The sequence below is a fragment of the Kitasatospora sp. NPDC048194 genome, from assembly GCF_043202455.1.
In the GTDB taxonomy this organism is placed as follows: domain Bacteria; phylum Actinomycetota; class Actinomycetes; order Streptomycetales; family Streptomycetaceae; genus Kitasatospora.
The window spans coordinates 1-13,699 of the sequence record NZ_JBIDAK010000045.1; the positions used below are offsets into that span (position 1 = coordinate 1).

The 13,699-nt window shown below is 70.0% G+C and carries 13 protein-coding genes and 3 pseudogenes; 5 read left to right on the top strand and 11 right to left on the bottom strand.

Annotated elements, in window-relative coordinates; translation table 11 throughout:
* Positions 1–192: hypothetical protein (locus tag ACGF07_RS32850; protein WP_392904849.1), on the top strand; the 192-nt coding region annotated here is incomplete at its 5' end.
* Between the two features lie 210 nt (positions 193–402).
* Here the strand turns inward: ACGF07_RS32850 and ACGF07_RS32855 are convergent.
* From ACGF07_RS32855 to ACGF07_RS32865, 3 genes are all read right to left on the bottom strand, one after another.
* On the bottom strand, positions 403–936 hold the full coding sequence (locus ACGF07_RS32855) for a CbrC family protein (protein WP_362563885.1): 534 nt from the start codon (positions 934–936) through the stop codon (positions 403–405).
* 112 nt (positions 937–1,048) lie between these two features.
* The gene (locus ACGF07_RS32860; RefSeq protein ID WP_392904852.1) at positions 1,049–2,578 is read right to left on the bottom strand and encodes an ISKra4 family transposase; all 1,530 of its coding nucleotides are present in this window, start codon (positions 2,576–2,578) and stop codon (positions 1,049–1,051) included.
* Positions 2,579–2,648: 70 nt separating this feature from the next.
* The gene (locus ACGF07_RS32865) at positions 2,649–3,191 is read right to left on the bottom strand and encodes a hypothetical protein (protein ID WP_362563676.1); all 543 of its coding nucleotides are present in this window, start codon (positions 3,189–3,191) and stop codon (positions 2,649–2,651) included.
* Between the two features lie 116 nt (positions 3,192–3,307).
* Between ACGF07_RS32865 and ACGF07_RS32870 the strand changes: the two genes are divergently transcribed.
* Positions 3,308–3,973: an SMI1/KNR4 family protein gene (locus ACGF07_RS32870; RefSeq protein WP_392904854.1), complete on the top strand. Its 666-nt coding sequence runs from the start codon at positions 3,308–3,310 to the stop codon at positions 3,971–3,973.
* Between the two features lie 160 nt (positions 3,974–4,133).
* Here ACGF07_RS32870 and ACGF07_RS32875 read toward each other — a convergent pair whose 3' ends face one another.
* Entirely contained in the window at positions 4,134–4,448 is a 315-nt protein-coding gene (locus tag ACGF07_RS32875) for a hypothetical protein (RefSeq protein WP_392904918.1), read from the bottom strand.
* Positions 4,449–4,653: 205 nt separating this feature from the next.
* Here ACGF07_RS32875 and ACGF07_RS32880 point away from each other — a divergent pair, with 205 nt between their 5' ends.
* Complete coding sequence (locus ACGF07_RS32880) at positions 4,654–5,199, top strand: SMI1/KNR4 family protein (protein ID WP_392904857.1); 546 nt, start codon at positions 4,654–4,656, stop codon at positions 5,197–5,199.
* 313 nt (positions 5,200–5,512) lie between these two features.
* Positions 5,513–5,956 (top strand): annotated as a pseudogene (locus ACGF07_RS32885) (helicase associated domain-containing protein); the annotation flags it as partial.
* A gap of 175 nt (positions 5,957–6,131) precedes the next feature.
* Here the strand turns inward: ACGF07_RS32885 and ACGF07_RS32890 are convergent.
* Together ACGF07_RS32890 and ACGF07_RS32895 are read right to left on the bottom strand one after the other, a co-directional pair.
* A complete protein-coding gene (locus ACGF07_RS32890) occupies positions 6,132–7,181 on the bottom strand; it encodes a hypothetical protein (RefSeq protein WP_392904860.1) in 1,050 nt (349 codons plus the stop codon).
* A 68-nt stretch (positions 7,182–7,249) separates the two neighbouring features.
* Positions 7,250–7,814: pseudogene (locus ACGF07_RS32895) on the bottom strand (IS5 family transposase); the annotation flags it as partial.
* Between the two features lie 196 nt (positions 7,815–8,010).
* Here ACGF07_RS32895 and ACGF07_RS32900 point away from each other — a divergent pair.
* Positions 8,011–9,261 (top strand): IS110 family transposase, encoded by a 1,251-nt coding sequence (locus ACGF07_RS32900; RefSeq protein WP_392904863.1) that lies wholly within the window; start codon positions 8,011–8,013, stop codon positions 9,259–9,261.
* A gap of 18 nt (positions 9,262–9,279) precedes the next feature.
* On the opposite strand, the pseudogene ACGF07_RS32905 reads toward ACGF07_RS32900, so the two are convergent.
* From ACGF07_RS32905 to ACGF07_RS32925, 5 genes and pseudogenes are all read right to left on the bottom strand, one after another.
* Positions 9,280–9,624: pseudogene (locus ACGF07_RS32905) on the bottom strand (IS5 family transposase); the annotation flags it as partial.
* Positions 9,625–9,882: 258 nt separating this feature from the next.
* Complete coding sequence (locus ACGF07_RS32910) at positions 9,883–11,178, bottom strand: integrase (RefSeq protein WP_392904864.1); 1,296 nt, start codon at positions 11,176–11,178, stop codon at positions 9,883–9,885.
* 596 nt (positions 11,179–11,774) lie between these two features.
* Positions 11,775–12,011 carry a TauD/TfdA family dioxygenase gene (locus tag ACGF07_RS32915; RefSeq protein ID WP_392904866.1) on the bottom strand — a complete coding sequence of 79 codons (237 nt, stop codon included), beginning with the start codon at positions 12,009–12,011 and terminating at the stop codon, positions 11,775–11,777.
* Between the two features lie 32 nt (positions 12,012–12,043).
* On the bottom strand, positions 12,044–12,634 hold the full coding sequence (locus ACGF07_RS32920; RefSeq protein ID WP_392904868.1) for a hypothetical protein: 591 nt from the start codon (positions 12,632–12,634) through the stop codon (positions 12,044–12,046).
* 463 nt (positions 12,635–13,097) lie between these two features.
* Positions 13,098–13,679: a hypothetical protein gene (locus ACGF07_RS32925; protein ID WP_392904870.1), complete on the bottom strand. Its 582-nt coding sequence runs from the start codon at positions 13,677–13,679 to the stop codon at positions 13,098–13,100.
* Positions 13,680–13,699 lie beyond the last annotated feature (20 nt).

Sequence of the window (13,699 nt, forward strand, 5' to 3'; positions counted from 1 at the left end):
CGCGCGGGCGAGAGCGTCGACAGCGTCCTGGCGCTCGCCGCCATCCACGGCATCACCCTGGCCGACCGCGCCCGACCGGCATGGGTGACCCGCCCGGCGCTCACGCTTCCGCCCGCGCGGCCTTCTCGGCCCCGACCACCGCATGGTGGCCGGGGCCGACTGCTGTCACCCGTCGCCCGCGCCCGCGAATGAGCGGACGCCAGCCGCGTCCTGACCGGGAGCCCTCGGTCGGTCGGGCGAGGGCTCCGGAAACCCCAGGCTGCCTGCTTCCTGTCCTGGTGCCCTCCCGGACACGAAGGGGCGGAGCCGCTCCACACGGGGGTGCTCCGTCACAGAGGGAGTACCAGATGAACAAGAAGCTGGAGGGTGCGGATCCTTTGAAGGGAAGGTCGCGCGGGGCAGCTATGAGGCGTCGGCGTAAGCGAGGTGCGTGCCGCAGACGGTACAGCGGAAGAGCATGGCGCTTGCTCCCTGGCCGAGGTCGCTCAGGAAGCACTCAAGCTGGGATGGGTCGCGCCAACCGTCCATTCGCAGGTCGCTCCGAAGCTGGTCGAGCGCCTCGGGATGAGCCGCCAGTTCGGTGTACCCGACCTCGCCGATGAAGGCGGCCGCGTCATGACAGTGGACGAGCCAGTGCGGATCCTGCCAGGCGTGGAAGCCGGGGGTGCGGCGGGTGACCTCCTCCAGCGTCTCCTCGCTGACGCCGTCAAGCCCGTAGGCGTCGGTGAAATCACCCTCGAATCGTTCAGCTGCGCTGCCGTCAGCGATGCACCAGGGGCAGAATCTCTTGTTGACCTCCTGGGCTGTGTAGAAGGTCGCGGTGTAGATCCATCCGGTGCTGCGGTTGCAACAGACGCACTCGTCGGTGCTCGCGCGGATGGATCCGCTTGCAAGGGGGTCGGGGTGGTAGCGGAAGAAGGGCAGGTCGACGCTCACTCTTGAGCCTGTCCCAGCTTCGAGAGGTCGGCTTCGTCGCCGGTGGTCGATGTGTCGGCGGGCGCGCCTGTGAACCTCATGCGTTGCAGTCTGTCCGCAAGGAAGCCCGTGATCAAGCGGTGAGGTCGAGGTTGTGCTGGTCGGTGGGGTAGAGGCGCTCGTGCTCGTGGGCGGTGTGGAAGCGCCAGTAGGCTTCGAGGTCGCCGTTGGAGACGAGGGTGCGTAGTCGTAGGACGGCTTCGGCTCCGGGCAGGCCCCAGCGGGCGCCGGTGATGTCGAGTCGATCGCCGATCAGGTGCCGGCATGCGCCCTCGATCGCGCCGGTGGCGATTGGCCATCCCTTGTCGAGGGCGGTGTCATAGCGGAGTTGGTCGAGGTGGCCGGTCAGGTAGCGGTGGCAGGCGTCGACGGCCTCGCGCCGGGCGGCTGGCAGTCCTTGATGGTCGGCTTGATTCTTCATCTCTTGGGCGGCGCGGGCGGCCTGGCCTGCGAGGATCGTGATCAGGTGGTCGGCGGCCCAGGTTTCTGCCTCGGTGGTGCCGGGTTTGTGGAAGGCGTGGGCGGCTGCCCAGACGTACTCGGCGACGTGGACGAAGTCCAGCAGCACGTGGACCGTGACGTCGCGTCGGCTGGTCTCGGCGGTGATCAGGTCGAGCTGGTGGCGGGCGCCGTCGACCAGGACGATCCAGGGCCGCAGGTGCTTCGGGTCGCGAGCCTGGGCTTGGTCGAAGGCATCGGCGATGACCTGTTCGGGTGGGCGGACCAGGGAGGCGGTGCACCACTTGCTCTCGGCCTTCGGCCCGGGGCGAGACCGGCGCTCGCCGCTTCGGCCGCCAGGCGGGTGGATCACGTCGTGGGGGCGCCTGCGCGCGGGGCGGATGTCGAAGACGCAGGCCACGGTGGCCATCCGTTTCCGGTTCGGCTTCTCGCCCGGCGCGAGCCGTGCGCGGTGACCGCCCGCGGCTTTCGCGGCGGCACGGCGGGTGGCTTCGCGCAGGGCTTCGGGCCGCATGACCACGCCTTTGCCATCGACTTGGACCACCAGCGGCATATTCCGGCTGCTGGGGACTGGGATTCTGGCGCGGTAGAAGTCGTCGGCGTCGACGGCGGCCGCGACCACCAGTTCTTCGAGCCGCCTCTTGCCGAGCACCTTCCCGCAGCGGCGCTCGACCGCCTGCTGGGCTTGGTCGAACGAGCCGCGGACGGCTTCGGTGACCGCGAGCCGACGCAGGCCCATCGAGTGCCGGCCCGCCGGCAGCGACAGCTCGGCGTCGGCGGGGTGGACGTTGCAGGCGCTGGGTCCCCGGTGGGCGACCCGGGTGACGCGGACCAGCCCGAACACGCTGGCCAGCCAGCGCGAGTGTCCCGTCTCCCGCCAGGGCCGCAGCTGTCCCTCCGGTCCCATCACGGCAGGTCTGCCACCGGCGCGGATCTGTTCCTCTTCCCGTCGGGCGCGTAGGTCAAGGTGGTCCTGCAGCAGCTGCCGTAACAGCTCCCGGCCGGCCGCGTCGAGGTGCTCTTCCAGCTCGGCGTGAGTCCACACGCTCGCATCGCCGCCCGACAGGGTGTGCATCAGCGATTCGAAGGCGCTCATGGAGCGGGCAAAGGGGTCAGTGGTGGCATGAGTGTCGTACGGTGTCATCTCCGGGGCTCTTCCTGTCCTGCATCCGATATGGGTCGCACCGTCGAATGTAGGCGGAAGAGCCCTGTTCTCAGCGGGAGTTGGGCGAATCGGCCGTCCGGCGGCGAGCCGGGGTGAACAACCCTGGGGCCTCCTCGTCAAGCCAGCCCCGCTCCACCAGCCGCTTGAGCTTCGATCGGGTGCCCTCGATCTTCCCGGCCTCGGCCGGAAGCCCGATCCTCGGCACGATCTGCTTGGCGCGGATCGGCCCCGGTGCATCGGCCACCACCTCCACGATGTCGCGGTATGCCGACGGCAGGACGTCCGCCAGCATCCCGGGCTGCCAGTTCGGCACGGTCAGCACCCCGATGACCTGCCGCGCGGCCCCCGCATACGCCGACACAACCCGCTCTGCTGACCGCGGCTGTCCGGCGTCGACCGCCGCGACGGGCATCTCCGGCTCCATCTCGGCGAGCACTTCGGTGACCGTCTCCCGCGTGATTCGCAGGCGCTCCAGCCCCTCACGGGCCAACTCCAACCTCCGGGACAGCTCAGCAAGCTCGGCTTCCAGCTCTTCCACCCTGCCCCGAGCGGCTGCCTCGCGGGCTTCCAACTCCTCGAACAGCGAGCCCATCTGTCACCCCTCCTTCCCCACCACGGTAGAGACGAGCAGCCCCGAACACAGCCCAGACGGAGGTCGGATGTCGGCGGCAGGCGCTAACGTCCGTGCTCGCCGTCGATAGGAGAGCCGTGAACACGCACGTGGACTGGTTGGAAGTCCGGGAACGCGTCATTGCCGTGGAGGAAGCCGAGCGCCGAGCCCGTGGCCTTGGGCCGTCTGGATACCCGACATTCGAACCTGTCCTGACTACCGCCGAGATCGCCGAGGCCGAGGCACAGTTCGGTATCGCGCTCCCCGAGGAGTACCGCACGTTTCTGGCGGAGGTCGGGGCGGGCGGCCCCGGACCGGGCCACCTCACGTCGTTGTGCCGGATCGATGGGAAGTGGGGATGGCTCTGGGACGGGTATCACTGGCTGCTGGACCCCAGCGGACCGTTCGTCGAGACGGAAGACTGGGCCGACCAGCAGAGAGCGACCCTTCGCGCCGCCGGGTACGAACCCACCACCCGGGACGAAGACGACGACTACCTGGACGACTACCACGAGGCCTTCGGCGACGCCGGCGAGGAGCTCTGGCACCTGGAGCGAGGCCGGGGTGCGGTCCTCATCAGCGACAACGGATGCGGGATGACCAGCTGGCTCATCGTCGTCGGCCCTCACCAGGGAGGAGTCCGCGACCGAGAGTGCGCGGTCAACCCGCCCTTCGAGCCGTACGTCGACGCAGAGGGAAACCGCCACACCTTCGGCACCTGGTACCTCGAGTGGCTTGAGCAACGCGAGCGAGCAGCACGATGATCAAGAGCTGGTGACCCTGGCCCGCCCCACGCGCCGAGGCCCACTCAACCCTTCCCTTGAAAGGAACTGCACCCAGCAGAATTGCTGACCCCAGAGACACCGATCCAACACGCGGGCCGAGCCCAGCCCGGCAAGGCGATCGTGATCGAGGAGCGGGTGCTCACCAATGCCGAGCGATTGCCTGGCCACGTTCCCGGGGGAAGCCCCGTCCACCGAAAATGCCGACCAGGCCAGCCCGAAGCGCCACATCGGCAACCACCGATTTCGGCTTCGCCGCGTCCGGGGCCTCGGGCCGCATCTCCGGTTCACCCGGATCCCGCAGGTCCTCCGACGAGCCGAGGCCTGCAACACCGCCGTCGGTCGGGGCCAGAACCTCGCCAACCCGGTTGCGGGCGATGACCCACTCCTTCCAGTCCCGCTCGGCCACGGCTAGCTCAGCCTGGTTACGGTCGGCCTCCTCCCGCAACTCGTCCACACGACGCACAGACGCCCGACCGGCTGCGTGCATGGCGGCACCGCCCGAAAGGTCGACGATTCCAGCGAAGGACAGCCGAAGCGTCAGCCAGGCATGGGGTCAGACCCCCGAGCGGTGCCGTCCCGGGCGCAGCGCTGCGCCAGGCGGGACGCCGGGCACTACGGTGACCGGTCGAAGCCCCGCCATCCACGGAGGAGACACCGCCATGGTCCATCCGGCCATCACCCGCCTCTCGGCCCTGATCGGGGAACCGGGCACCCCGGGCGACACCGTTGACTGGGACGAGCTCATGCGGACCACAGGCTTGCGCCTGCCCGTCGACCACCGCGACTTCGTCACGCTTTACGGCGGCGGCGAGCTGGACGAGTACCTCGGCATCAGCACGCCGCCGGTGAACGGCTCCCCGTACGGCGACCTCGTCGACGGGTTGGACTTCGACCCGAGGGAAGAGCCGGCCGCCCTTACCGGCACCTCCCCGCAGGACCTGGAGGAGGGAAGGCTTCTCCCCTTCGCGAGAAGCTCCAACGGCGATGTGGCCTTCTGGCTCTGCAACACCCGCGCCCCGGACAGCTGGGACGTCGTCGTCTTCAAGCGCCAGCCCCTCTACGGGGAGGAACGTTGGGTCCGCTTCGCGGCGGGCTTCGGCGACTTCCTGGCCGGCACCCTCGACGGCACGCTGCCACACCCGTTCAGCGACAGCGGCTACGCCAGACCCCCGCACACCTACCGCAACTGGCACCGGCCACTGTGACCGCTGCACCCCACTCCCGTGCAGCAGCACCCGCCGGCAGAACCAGCCCACCGGCCGCATACGCGGGGCCCGACGACGGCGACGAGGCGCCCCCGGCAAGGACGGCAGGCACGCACGCGCTGGCGGTGATCGAGCTGAGGTGCCTTGGTGTAGCGGGGCCGCCAGTACGTCTCGCAGATCTTTCAGACCGTCCCCAGCGGCGGGCCCTCTACCCCGTCGGGACGGTCAGAAGGGCGGGTCGTCGGAGTACCCGTCGCCGAGAGGCCAAGCCGGACCGGTGACATACGGGCTGCGGTCCTCGTCGCCGGGCCGGATGAGGCCGGTGACGTCGTGCCCCACGCGGCCGATCACCTGGCAGCACACTTACGCGGTGGCCCGGCAGTGGTGGCTCGAAGCCGACGGGCGGGTCAACTGGGCCCCGCTGCCCTTGGAAACGGTGTTCGAGGGCGAGCAGCTCGGCCGGTGGGTGAAGGCGCAGCGCGCCAGCTGGCTAGGCCTGGAGGCAGACCAGCGGGACCTGTTGTCGGCGATCGGCATCGAGGAGGACCAGGAGCTGGTGGCGGCGAAGCAGGCCGCCGAGGCGAAGCCGAAGGTATCTCGCGCCGACCGCTTCCAGCAGGGCCTGGCCGCCCTCACCGCCTTCGTCGAGCGTGAGGGGCACGTTCGCGTGCCGCGCACGCACAAGGAGGGCGGGACGTCGCTCGGGGCCTGGCTGAACAAGAACAACCGAAAGGCCCGCCGGGACAAGCTCAGCCCGGAACAACGGGCAGCTGGAGGCCCTCGGAGTGGCCTGGTAGAACGAGCCCGGACGAGGTCGGTGTCCGTGGCCGGCAGCACGCTGCGTCGGCCCCGAGAAGGCGTTGGAGGCCGTCACCCTGTGGGTAACGGCCTCCAGGCGTTGCTGGCGCCTGGCGCGCCGGAAGTCGTCTCCTTCAGACGGTGGTCGCCCCGTTCGCCGTGTTCCCGTCCTCGGCCTGAGCGGGCCGAGCGGCCTGGATCGCCTCTTGCAGTGCGCCGAAGGCCTGCTCAGCGTGGGCCCGCACACTGTCCCAGGCCGTGGCGAAGTCGGTGATGGGGAAGGTGAGGCCGAGGCTTTCGTGCGCCTGGAGCAGGGTGGGAGCCGGCTTGGTGTGGATGGTGGAGTTCCGCAGGTGGCGTATCTGGTCCAGGGTGTGCACGGCTTCGCGGACGATGGCCTGGTCGATGGCTGGCAGCTGGGCCACTAGGTGCTGTTCGAGTCGGCCCAGGGCGTGCGACGGGTTTTTGCCCGGGATCTTGAGCTTGCCGAGGAGCTCGGCGAGAACGGTCACGCCGGTGTGGAAGTCGGCTTCGGTGGCTGCGGGCAGGGCGAGGAGGCTTGAGCGGTCCATCGGCGGCCGCTCCACCACCGGGGTGCCGACGACCAGTTCGTGGGTGACGTCGAGGAAGTTGGCCGCGCGCAGCAGGGCCCGGGCGTCCCCGTACGGCAGCGTGGCCGGTAGCTCGGGCTGGGCGAGGGCGACCGAGACGGCCGCGAGGTAGTCGTCGGTGGTGTGGAAGTCGGCGGCGGGAAGGTAGCCGAGCGTGCCGGTGCCCGTGATCGTGCCGGGAGTGCGGGAGAAACGCAGGCCGGGCCACTCGTGTTCGGCCACGGCTGTTACCCAAGGTAGACAGCCAGCGCTGCGGTCTGGGTCGGCGGTGTACTGCAGGACTTCCGTGAGGTCCAGGCCGAGGTCGGGCACGTCGAAGGGGTGTTCCAGGATCAGCCCCTGCACCTTCGTCAGCGCGCGCATGTAGGTGAGCAATACGTCGACCACATCGACCGGTGCGCCGACGTGGTGGAGACCGGCGAGGGTCAGCCACACCTCCGCCTCCGGCGGGATGTGCGTGCCCTGATGCTGCCAGCCGACCGCGCTATACCCCTCCCCGAAGGCGCGCAGGTGGCCCCCGACGGTGGGGAAGCTGCGCAGCACGGCCGCGGCGTTGTGCCCGGCGCGGCGCATCACGTACTCCACATAGGAGTAGACGGGGAACCGATGGCTATTCCGGAACTGGCTCCAGACCGTGCGGACTAAGGCTTGTCTGACAAATGATCATCTGGCTGGTTCGCGAAGCCAGAGGATCAGGGAAGCCAGGACGATTCCTGCTCGGTAGCGGTCCGCGAGCTTGTCGAACCTGGTGGCGATCGCGCGGAACTGCTTGAGGCGGGCGAAGCATCGTTCGACTACGTTGCGGTCGCGGTAAACCTCCTTGTCGAAGGCGGGTGGCCAGCCGCCGAGGGATCCGCGCCGTCGGCGGTTGCCGGCCTGGTCGCGGCGTTCGGGGATCGTGGCGGCGATGCCCCGGCGCCGCAGCAGGTGGCGGATCGCCCGGCTGGAATAGGCCTTGTCGCCCAGCACCCGCAACGGCGTCGTGCGGGGGCGGCCCGGGCCCGGACGAGGGATCCGGATCCCGTCGAGGACCTGGCCGAACGCGGTCGCGTCGTTGACGTTGCCGGGAGTGAGCACGATCGACAGCGGCAGGCCCCGGCCGTCGACGGCGAGGTGGACCTTTGTGGTCAGCCCGCCTCGGGACCGGCCGAGGGCCTGGCGCGTCTGCGAGCGGCCCGGATCTTCCAGTTCGTCCCCGTTTGCGGCCCGTTACCTTTTTCACGGCCCCGCAACGGGGCTCCCGGCCGCCGGGCCCGGCATGACTTGTGGCCCCAGTCGATCATGATCGAAAAGGTGCTGTCACCGGGTACCGGAGGCATTGGCAGACCGCTGATTAGGGGCACGCGCGCCGATCCCGTCCCGGGTGACGCAGGCTCTTCGTAACGTGGATGCCGGCACGCTGATGCCGCAGGTGAGGCCGGGGAGGGCACGACCACTGTGGAGAGTGCGCGTGATCGACACGGGTGACATCGACGTCTACCTGGGCCTGGATGTGGGAAAAGGCGAGCACCATGCCACCGCCCTGACCCCGGCTGGCAAGCGGGTCTTCGACAAGCGGCTGCCCAACACCGAACCGAAGCTGCGTGAGGTGTTCGGCAAGCTCCAGGCCAAGCACGGCACCGTGCTGGTGGTGGTCGACCAACCCGCCTCGATCGGAGCCCTGCCGATGGCCGTGGCCCGCGACGCGGGCTGCCGAGTCGCCTACCTGCCCGGCCTGGCGATGCGACGTATCGCCGACCTCTACCCCGGCGAGGCCAAGACCGATGCCCGAGACGCGGTGATCATCGCGGACGCCGCGCGAACGATGCCGCACACGCTCCGCGACTTGGCGATGTCCGACGAGACCGTCGCCGAGCTGGAGATGATCGTCGGGTTCGACGACGACCTGGCCGCCGAGTCCACCAGGATCAAGAACCGGCTGCGTGGCCTGCTCACCCAGATCCACCCCTCGCTGGAGCGGGTTCTTGGCCCCAGGCTGGACCATCCCGCCGTCCTTTCCCTGCTCGAACGCCACGGCGGTCCAGCCCAGTTGAGGAAAGCCGGAAGACGCCGCCTGGTCACACTGCTGCGGCCCAAAGCCCCACGACTGGCCGAGCGCCTGGTCGAGGAGATCTTCGAAGCCCTCGACGAGCAGAGCGTCGTCGTGCCCGGCACCGACGCCGCCGCGCTCATCGTCCCCAGCCTCGCCGGCTCACTCAGCTCCGTGCTCGACCAGCGCAAACTCCTCGGCGCCCGCATCGAGGAACTGCTGGAGGCCCACCCTCTTTCCCAGGTCCTGACCTCCATGCCCGGCATAGGGGTCAGGACCGGAGCCCGCATCCTCATCGACGTCGGCGACGCCGGCACCTTCCCGACCGCCGGTCACCTGGCCGCCTACGCCGGACTGGCACCAGTGACCAGAAGCTCCGGCTCCTCCATACGCGGCGAGCGCCCCTCCCGCCGCGGCAACAAGCAGCTCAAACGGGCCTTTTACCTCGCCGCGTTCGCGTCGCTGTCCCAGCCCGAATCACGCACCTACTACGACAAGAAGCGACGACAGGGAAAGCACCACGTCGCCGCCCTCGTCTGCCTGGCCCGCCGACGCATCGACGTGCTCTTCGCCATGCTCCGAGACGGCACCCTCTATGAACCCCCGGCCGTCACCGCCGCTTGACGAAAACCATAGGGGCACCTTTTTGCGAGCGCCGGCCGCGTGCTGGTGGGCCCGGTTGACCGTGGAATCGACGGAGACGGCCCACTCCACCCGGCCCACCGCGTCGTCACGGACCTGGACGTGCTCCAGCAGCCTCGCCCACGTGCCATCGGCCTCCCAGCGGGCGAACCGCTCGTAGACGGTCTGCCACGGCCCGTACCGATCCGGGAGATCACGCCACGGCGCCCCGGTCCGCAGCCGCCACAACACACCGTTGACCACCTGCCGGTGATCACGCCACGGACGACCGCGCCCGTCCATCTGCGGCAACAGGGGCTCTATCCGCTCCCACGCCGCGTCCGTCAACTCGCCTCGACCTGCCACAAGATCAATTATCAGACAAGCCTTAGGAGCGACTGCGGTTCGTCCAAGGGCTCCAGGAGGCTGCTCAACATCATCTCCAGCATCGCTTCGTCGTCGGCGTCATCGCGCCGGAGGCGCGCCCGGGGCCGCCCATCCTCCTCCGCCAAAACGGCCGGGCACACTGGTTTTCCCGACCGGGGGTCGCACCATAGCGGTGAACCCGGGACCCCCGTGCTCGGGCGAGGTAGCGGCCGTCCTGTCCGTGAGCCGGGTGACGGTTCACCCTTCGGTCGCGCGTACATAGGGGGTGACGCCGGAGTAGGACATGCCGAGTGCCGCGGTGAGCAGTTCGATGTCGAGTTGGACGGCGAGGGTCAGCAGACGCGTGGAGCGCAGGATCCGCGGCAGTAGGCCGACGGGGGTGAGGCTGTCACGGATGTGGGCGGTGCCGGCGGGGGCACGGGTGGTGGCGGTGAGGCGGGTAGTGAGGATGTGGGGGTTGGCCGACCCGGTGCGGGTGCGGTGGTCCAGGCAGCGCTGCAGGGCTTGCCAGGTCGCGGTGTCGAGCGGGGCGGGTGCCGGGCGGCCGGGGAAGTGCAGCGTGCGGCGGCCGGTGTCCAGGGCGTCGTCGGTCAGGTGGCGTAGTTCGGTGGTGGTGGCGGCGTGGAGGAGGGCGGCGAGGCCGATGAGGGCTTCGTGGGGGTGCGTGTCCGGGTTGGTGGTCCAGCGTCGGTAGAGGGCGCGCTGGTGGTCGAGGGTGAGGGTGGGGCCGCGGAACCCGCGGTGCTGCGGGGCGTCCAGCGGTGCGGTGGGGTCGTGGAGGATCAGGCCGGTGCGGTGGGTGTCTGAGAAGAACTGGCGCAGGCCGGCCAGGTGCGCGGTACGGTGGCACGGATTACGGGCCAGGAACGCATCCACATCGTGGGTATTGACGCTCGCCCAGGTGGTGGTGCCCTGGCCGTGCAAGTGCAGGGCGAAGTCGCGGACGGTGGTCAGGCGTACCTCGATGGTCCGAAGCTGCTTGGGGCGCAGGCCGTGCTTGATGGCGTGGGCGCGTTCGGCCAGGAGGTGGTCGGCGAAGGCCCGGGCGGCGGGGCGCAGCGGGGCGGGGGTGGCGTCGAGGCGGCGCTGGCGGCGGGCGGCGGCGCGCAGGTCCTCGGTGTCGGTTTCGGGGATGGGGGCGAGGTGGCCATGGGTGGTGAAGAAGTCGGTGAGGGCTCGGGCGAGTTGGGGGTCGTGGTCGTGTGCGCGGCTGAGGAGCACGGCAGGGGTGGGGGCGGGTGGGAGGTGGAGGAGTCGGGCGGTGCGGGCGATGACGTCGCCGGCGTACATGGGGTTGCGGTGGGTGGCGAGATGGTCGGCGAGGTCTTGCCACCACAGCGGGGTGTCGGTGAGGCGGCGGGTCCAGCCCTGGGCGCGGGCGATCACGGTCCGGGCCGAGCGCTGGTAGCAGGCCTTGCACAGGCCCTTGATCCACTGGCCGGGCCGTCCGCAGGCCTCGCACGAAGGTGGTGGCGCGGCGGTGCCGGGGTCGTGGGTGCGGCAGGGGCGGCAGTGCTGGGTGGCGGCGTCCAAGATCCGGCGCCGGCCGCAGTGCGCGCACGGACCTCGTCCGGGGCCTTGGGCGGCGCGGCGGTCGCACGCGGCGCAGCGCTCGGCGTTTGCGCGCCGTGTCCCTGCGCAGCCCGGGCAGGTCCTGGAGCACCAGGCGCAACGGCCGCTGTCGGAGCGCAGCCATCGCACGACGTGGCAGTCGGGACAGCGGCCCTGTACTGTGCCAAGAACACGGGCGGGCACGGGTGCACCTCCTGATACGGGTGGTCCGCCAAGGCGCTCTGGGCGGCCTCGGACAGTCGGTGTCAGAGCGGCAGAAGCCCCGGAGCCGGGCTGACTGTGGCCAGGGGCCCGCGAGAGGGCAAGCCACCGGCCGGGCAGTGAAGGGCGGGCAGCCGGTCCGAGGGCCGCGGCAATGACCGCGGTCAGCAGGACTGCCTTGGGCAGGAACAGCAGCGACATGGTGACCTCCTGGTGGGATGCGATCCGTGTCCATGCCGGACCTCGGACCCGGATCCCGGACTTCGATCCGTTGTCGGGCGTCGCGGCATACGTCCGTGCGGCGCAGCCCGGCCTGCTTGCTGGGGAAAGGCGGGTGCCTGGCGGTGGGCGTGGGCTCAGTCGGCCCAGGCGCGTACGAGGTAGCGGGCTTGTGAGGGGTCGCAGGGGTCGGTGAAGGCGGTGCGGCCGTGCAGGACGCTGGTGTTGGCCATCAGGAGCAGGTCGCCGCGCCGAAGCTGCACGCGTGCGGTCATGTCCGGTCGGCCAGCACCTCGTCGAAGGTGTCCAGGGCGGCCAGATGCCGCTCCGGCAGGCGGCCGGAACGGCTGTGTCCATCGACACCGAGCGACCACGCACCGCAGCAATACCCATAGGGCTCATCGCCTCATTCCGCGGGAAGGCAACGCCACAGGCCCCGCTTCATCCTGCCTCCCGCGGGCCGCCGCGACACTGCACCCTCCCCCCCGGGCGCGCGGAAGCTGCCACGATTCGCGTAGGAGCGTTGCGGGGCCCACTGGATGCGGGCATCCGCGCCCCAGCACACCGCGAGCGCCGCCAAGGCTCCGCCGGGCGGGCGGCTGCGCGCCTCGCGGTCGAAGGCCCCGCACCCGGCTCCCCGGGCCGTGGAGCCCATGTCGGCACGGGGCACGCCGACGACGTGCCCGGCCGCCTCCAGTCCGGCCGTGCTCTCCAGCCGCCACGTCTTGTGCCGGTCCCGGGTGTTGCCGTCCGAGGCGACCAGGCCGTGCAGCGCGAGATCGCGCAGCGCCTGCCGGATCACGGTGTTCGACGCCGCCTGCGGGCGCAGCAGGCGCTGGAGCTGGTCGGCGGTGGCGGCCTTGAGGACACCGAGCGCGCCGAGGACATCGGCCCGCAGCGCGGTGGTCGACCCGTTCGGGTTCGCAGACTCGCGCCGGTACGCGGTCCGTCCCGGCCGGGACGGCTCGGCCGGTTCAACGGCCTCGGCCTGGGTCAAGCGCGGCTTCCTGCGGCCGAGTGCACTGTTCTCGCTGGCCACGGCGGCATACTGGCCGTCGCCGGTGCCAGGACCGCCGCGGCCCAGCCACCAGGCACCCCCAGCGCGCCGGTCGCCCGGGCGACTGCGGCATCCAGCGACTCCGGCATCTCCGTGGCGACGCTGTCCGATGGCACCGCCGCCGGCTCGGCCGTCGCCGCGAGCAATCGGGACTACCGGACGCCCGAGCGGATGAAGAACGCGATCGGGCTCGACGCCCCGGATCCCGGCACGCCGCCCTCCGACAGCGCCAAGCCCGCCATCGCCCTACTCGGCTCCACCCCCGCCCACACCGAACCCGCCCGGCACAAGGTGAAAACCTTGACCATCGCCTGTCTGAACGCCCACAACCAGATCAGCGTCGATCTCGCCGCGCGGACCGCCCCAGTTGCGTTGAGGCCCACCCGCCGTTCCCAGTCCTGGCTCAGCTCGCGAAGTAACCCAGGGGTTCGATACGGAAGCGTGGGCTCAAGGGGCTCCCCTCCCCTGGCATAAACCGGGTATCCGTCCTCTTTGGCACCTGAGTCATAAACGGAATCTCAATCCGGCGGTCGAACAGCTTTACCAGGAACTCCGTCATCGGTCCCTGGAACTCGTAGACTTCCTCCTTCGTGTCCCCGAGCACCACCGTGGACCATGAGTCCGGAGCATTCCCGTCAACGCGCCAGTGGAATGTCTCGGCGGTCGCGCAGTTGCCCCACCTCAGCAAGCCCTCGGGCTCCGGGAATATGGGGAACGGCTGCTGCTCACGGATGATGGGATGCTGGGTCAGCAGCTCGTTCAGACTCTTCGACTGGTGCACAAGCTCGCTGGATGAATCCGCCACCCCCGGAATCAGCACGCCCAGGTAGTTGCTCCAGCCACCCGGACCGAAATGACCAACGTATTCGACATAGTCGGATGGCACTCCGATGCCGAGCTCTCGCTCGATGTCCTGCCAGGGCACCACAAAGTTGCGCGCCTCAGCCAGACCGCCGAGCGCCGCTAGTTCTTCGATAAATCCCAAGATCTCTATCCTTCAGCCAC

Bases quoted from the DNA above. Each gene is read 5' to 3' on its own strand.
- ACGF07_RS32860 (WP_392904852.1), bottom strand. From the start codon at position 2,578: ATGACACCGTACGACACTCATGCCACCACTGACCCCTTTGCCCGCTCC.
- ACGF07_RS32865 (WP_362563676.1), bottom strand. From the start codon at position 3,191: ATGGGCTCGCTGTTCGAGGAGTTGGAAGCCCGCGAGGCAGCCGCTCGG.
- ACGF07_RS32880 (WP_392904857.1), top strand. From the start codon at position 4,654: ATGGTCCATCCGGCCATCACCCGCCTCTCGGCCCTGATCGGGGAACCG.
- ACGF07_RS32890 (WP_392904860.1), bottom strand. From the start codon at position 7,181: ATGCGCCGCGCCGGGCACAACGCCGCGGCCGTGCTGCGCAGCTTCCCC.
- ACGF07_RS32900 (WP_392904863.1), top strand. From the start codon at position 8,011: ATGCCGCAGGTGAGGCCGGGGAGGGCACGACCACTGTGGAGAGTGCGC.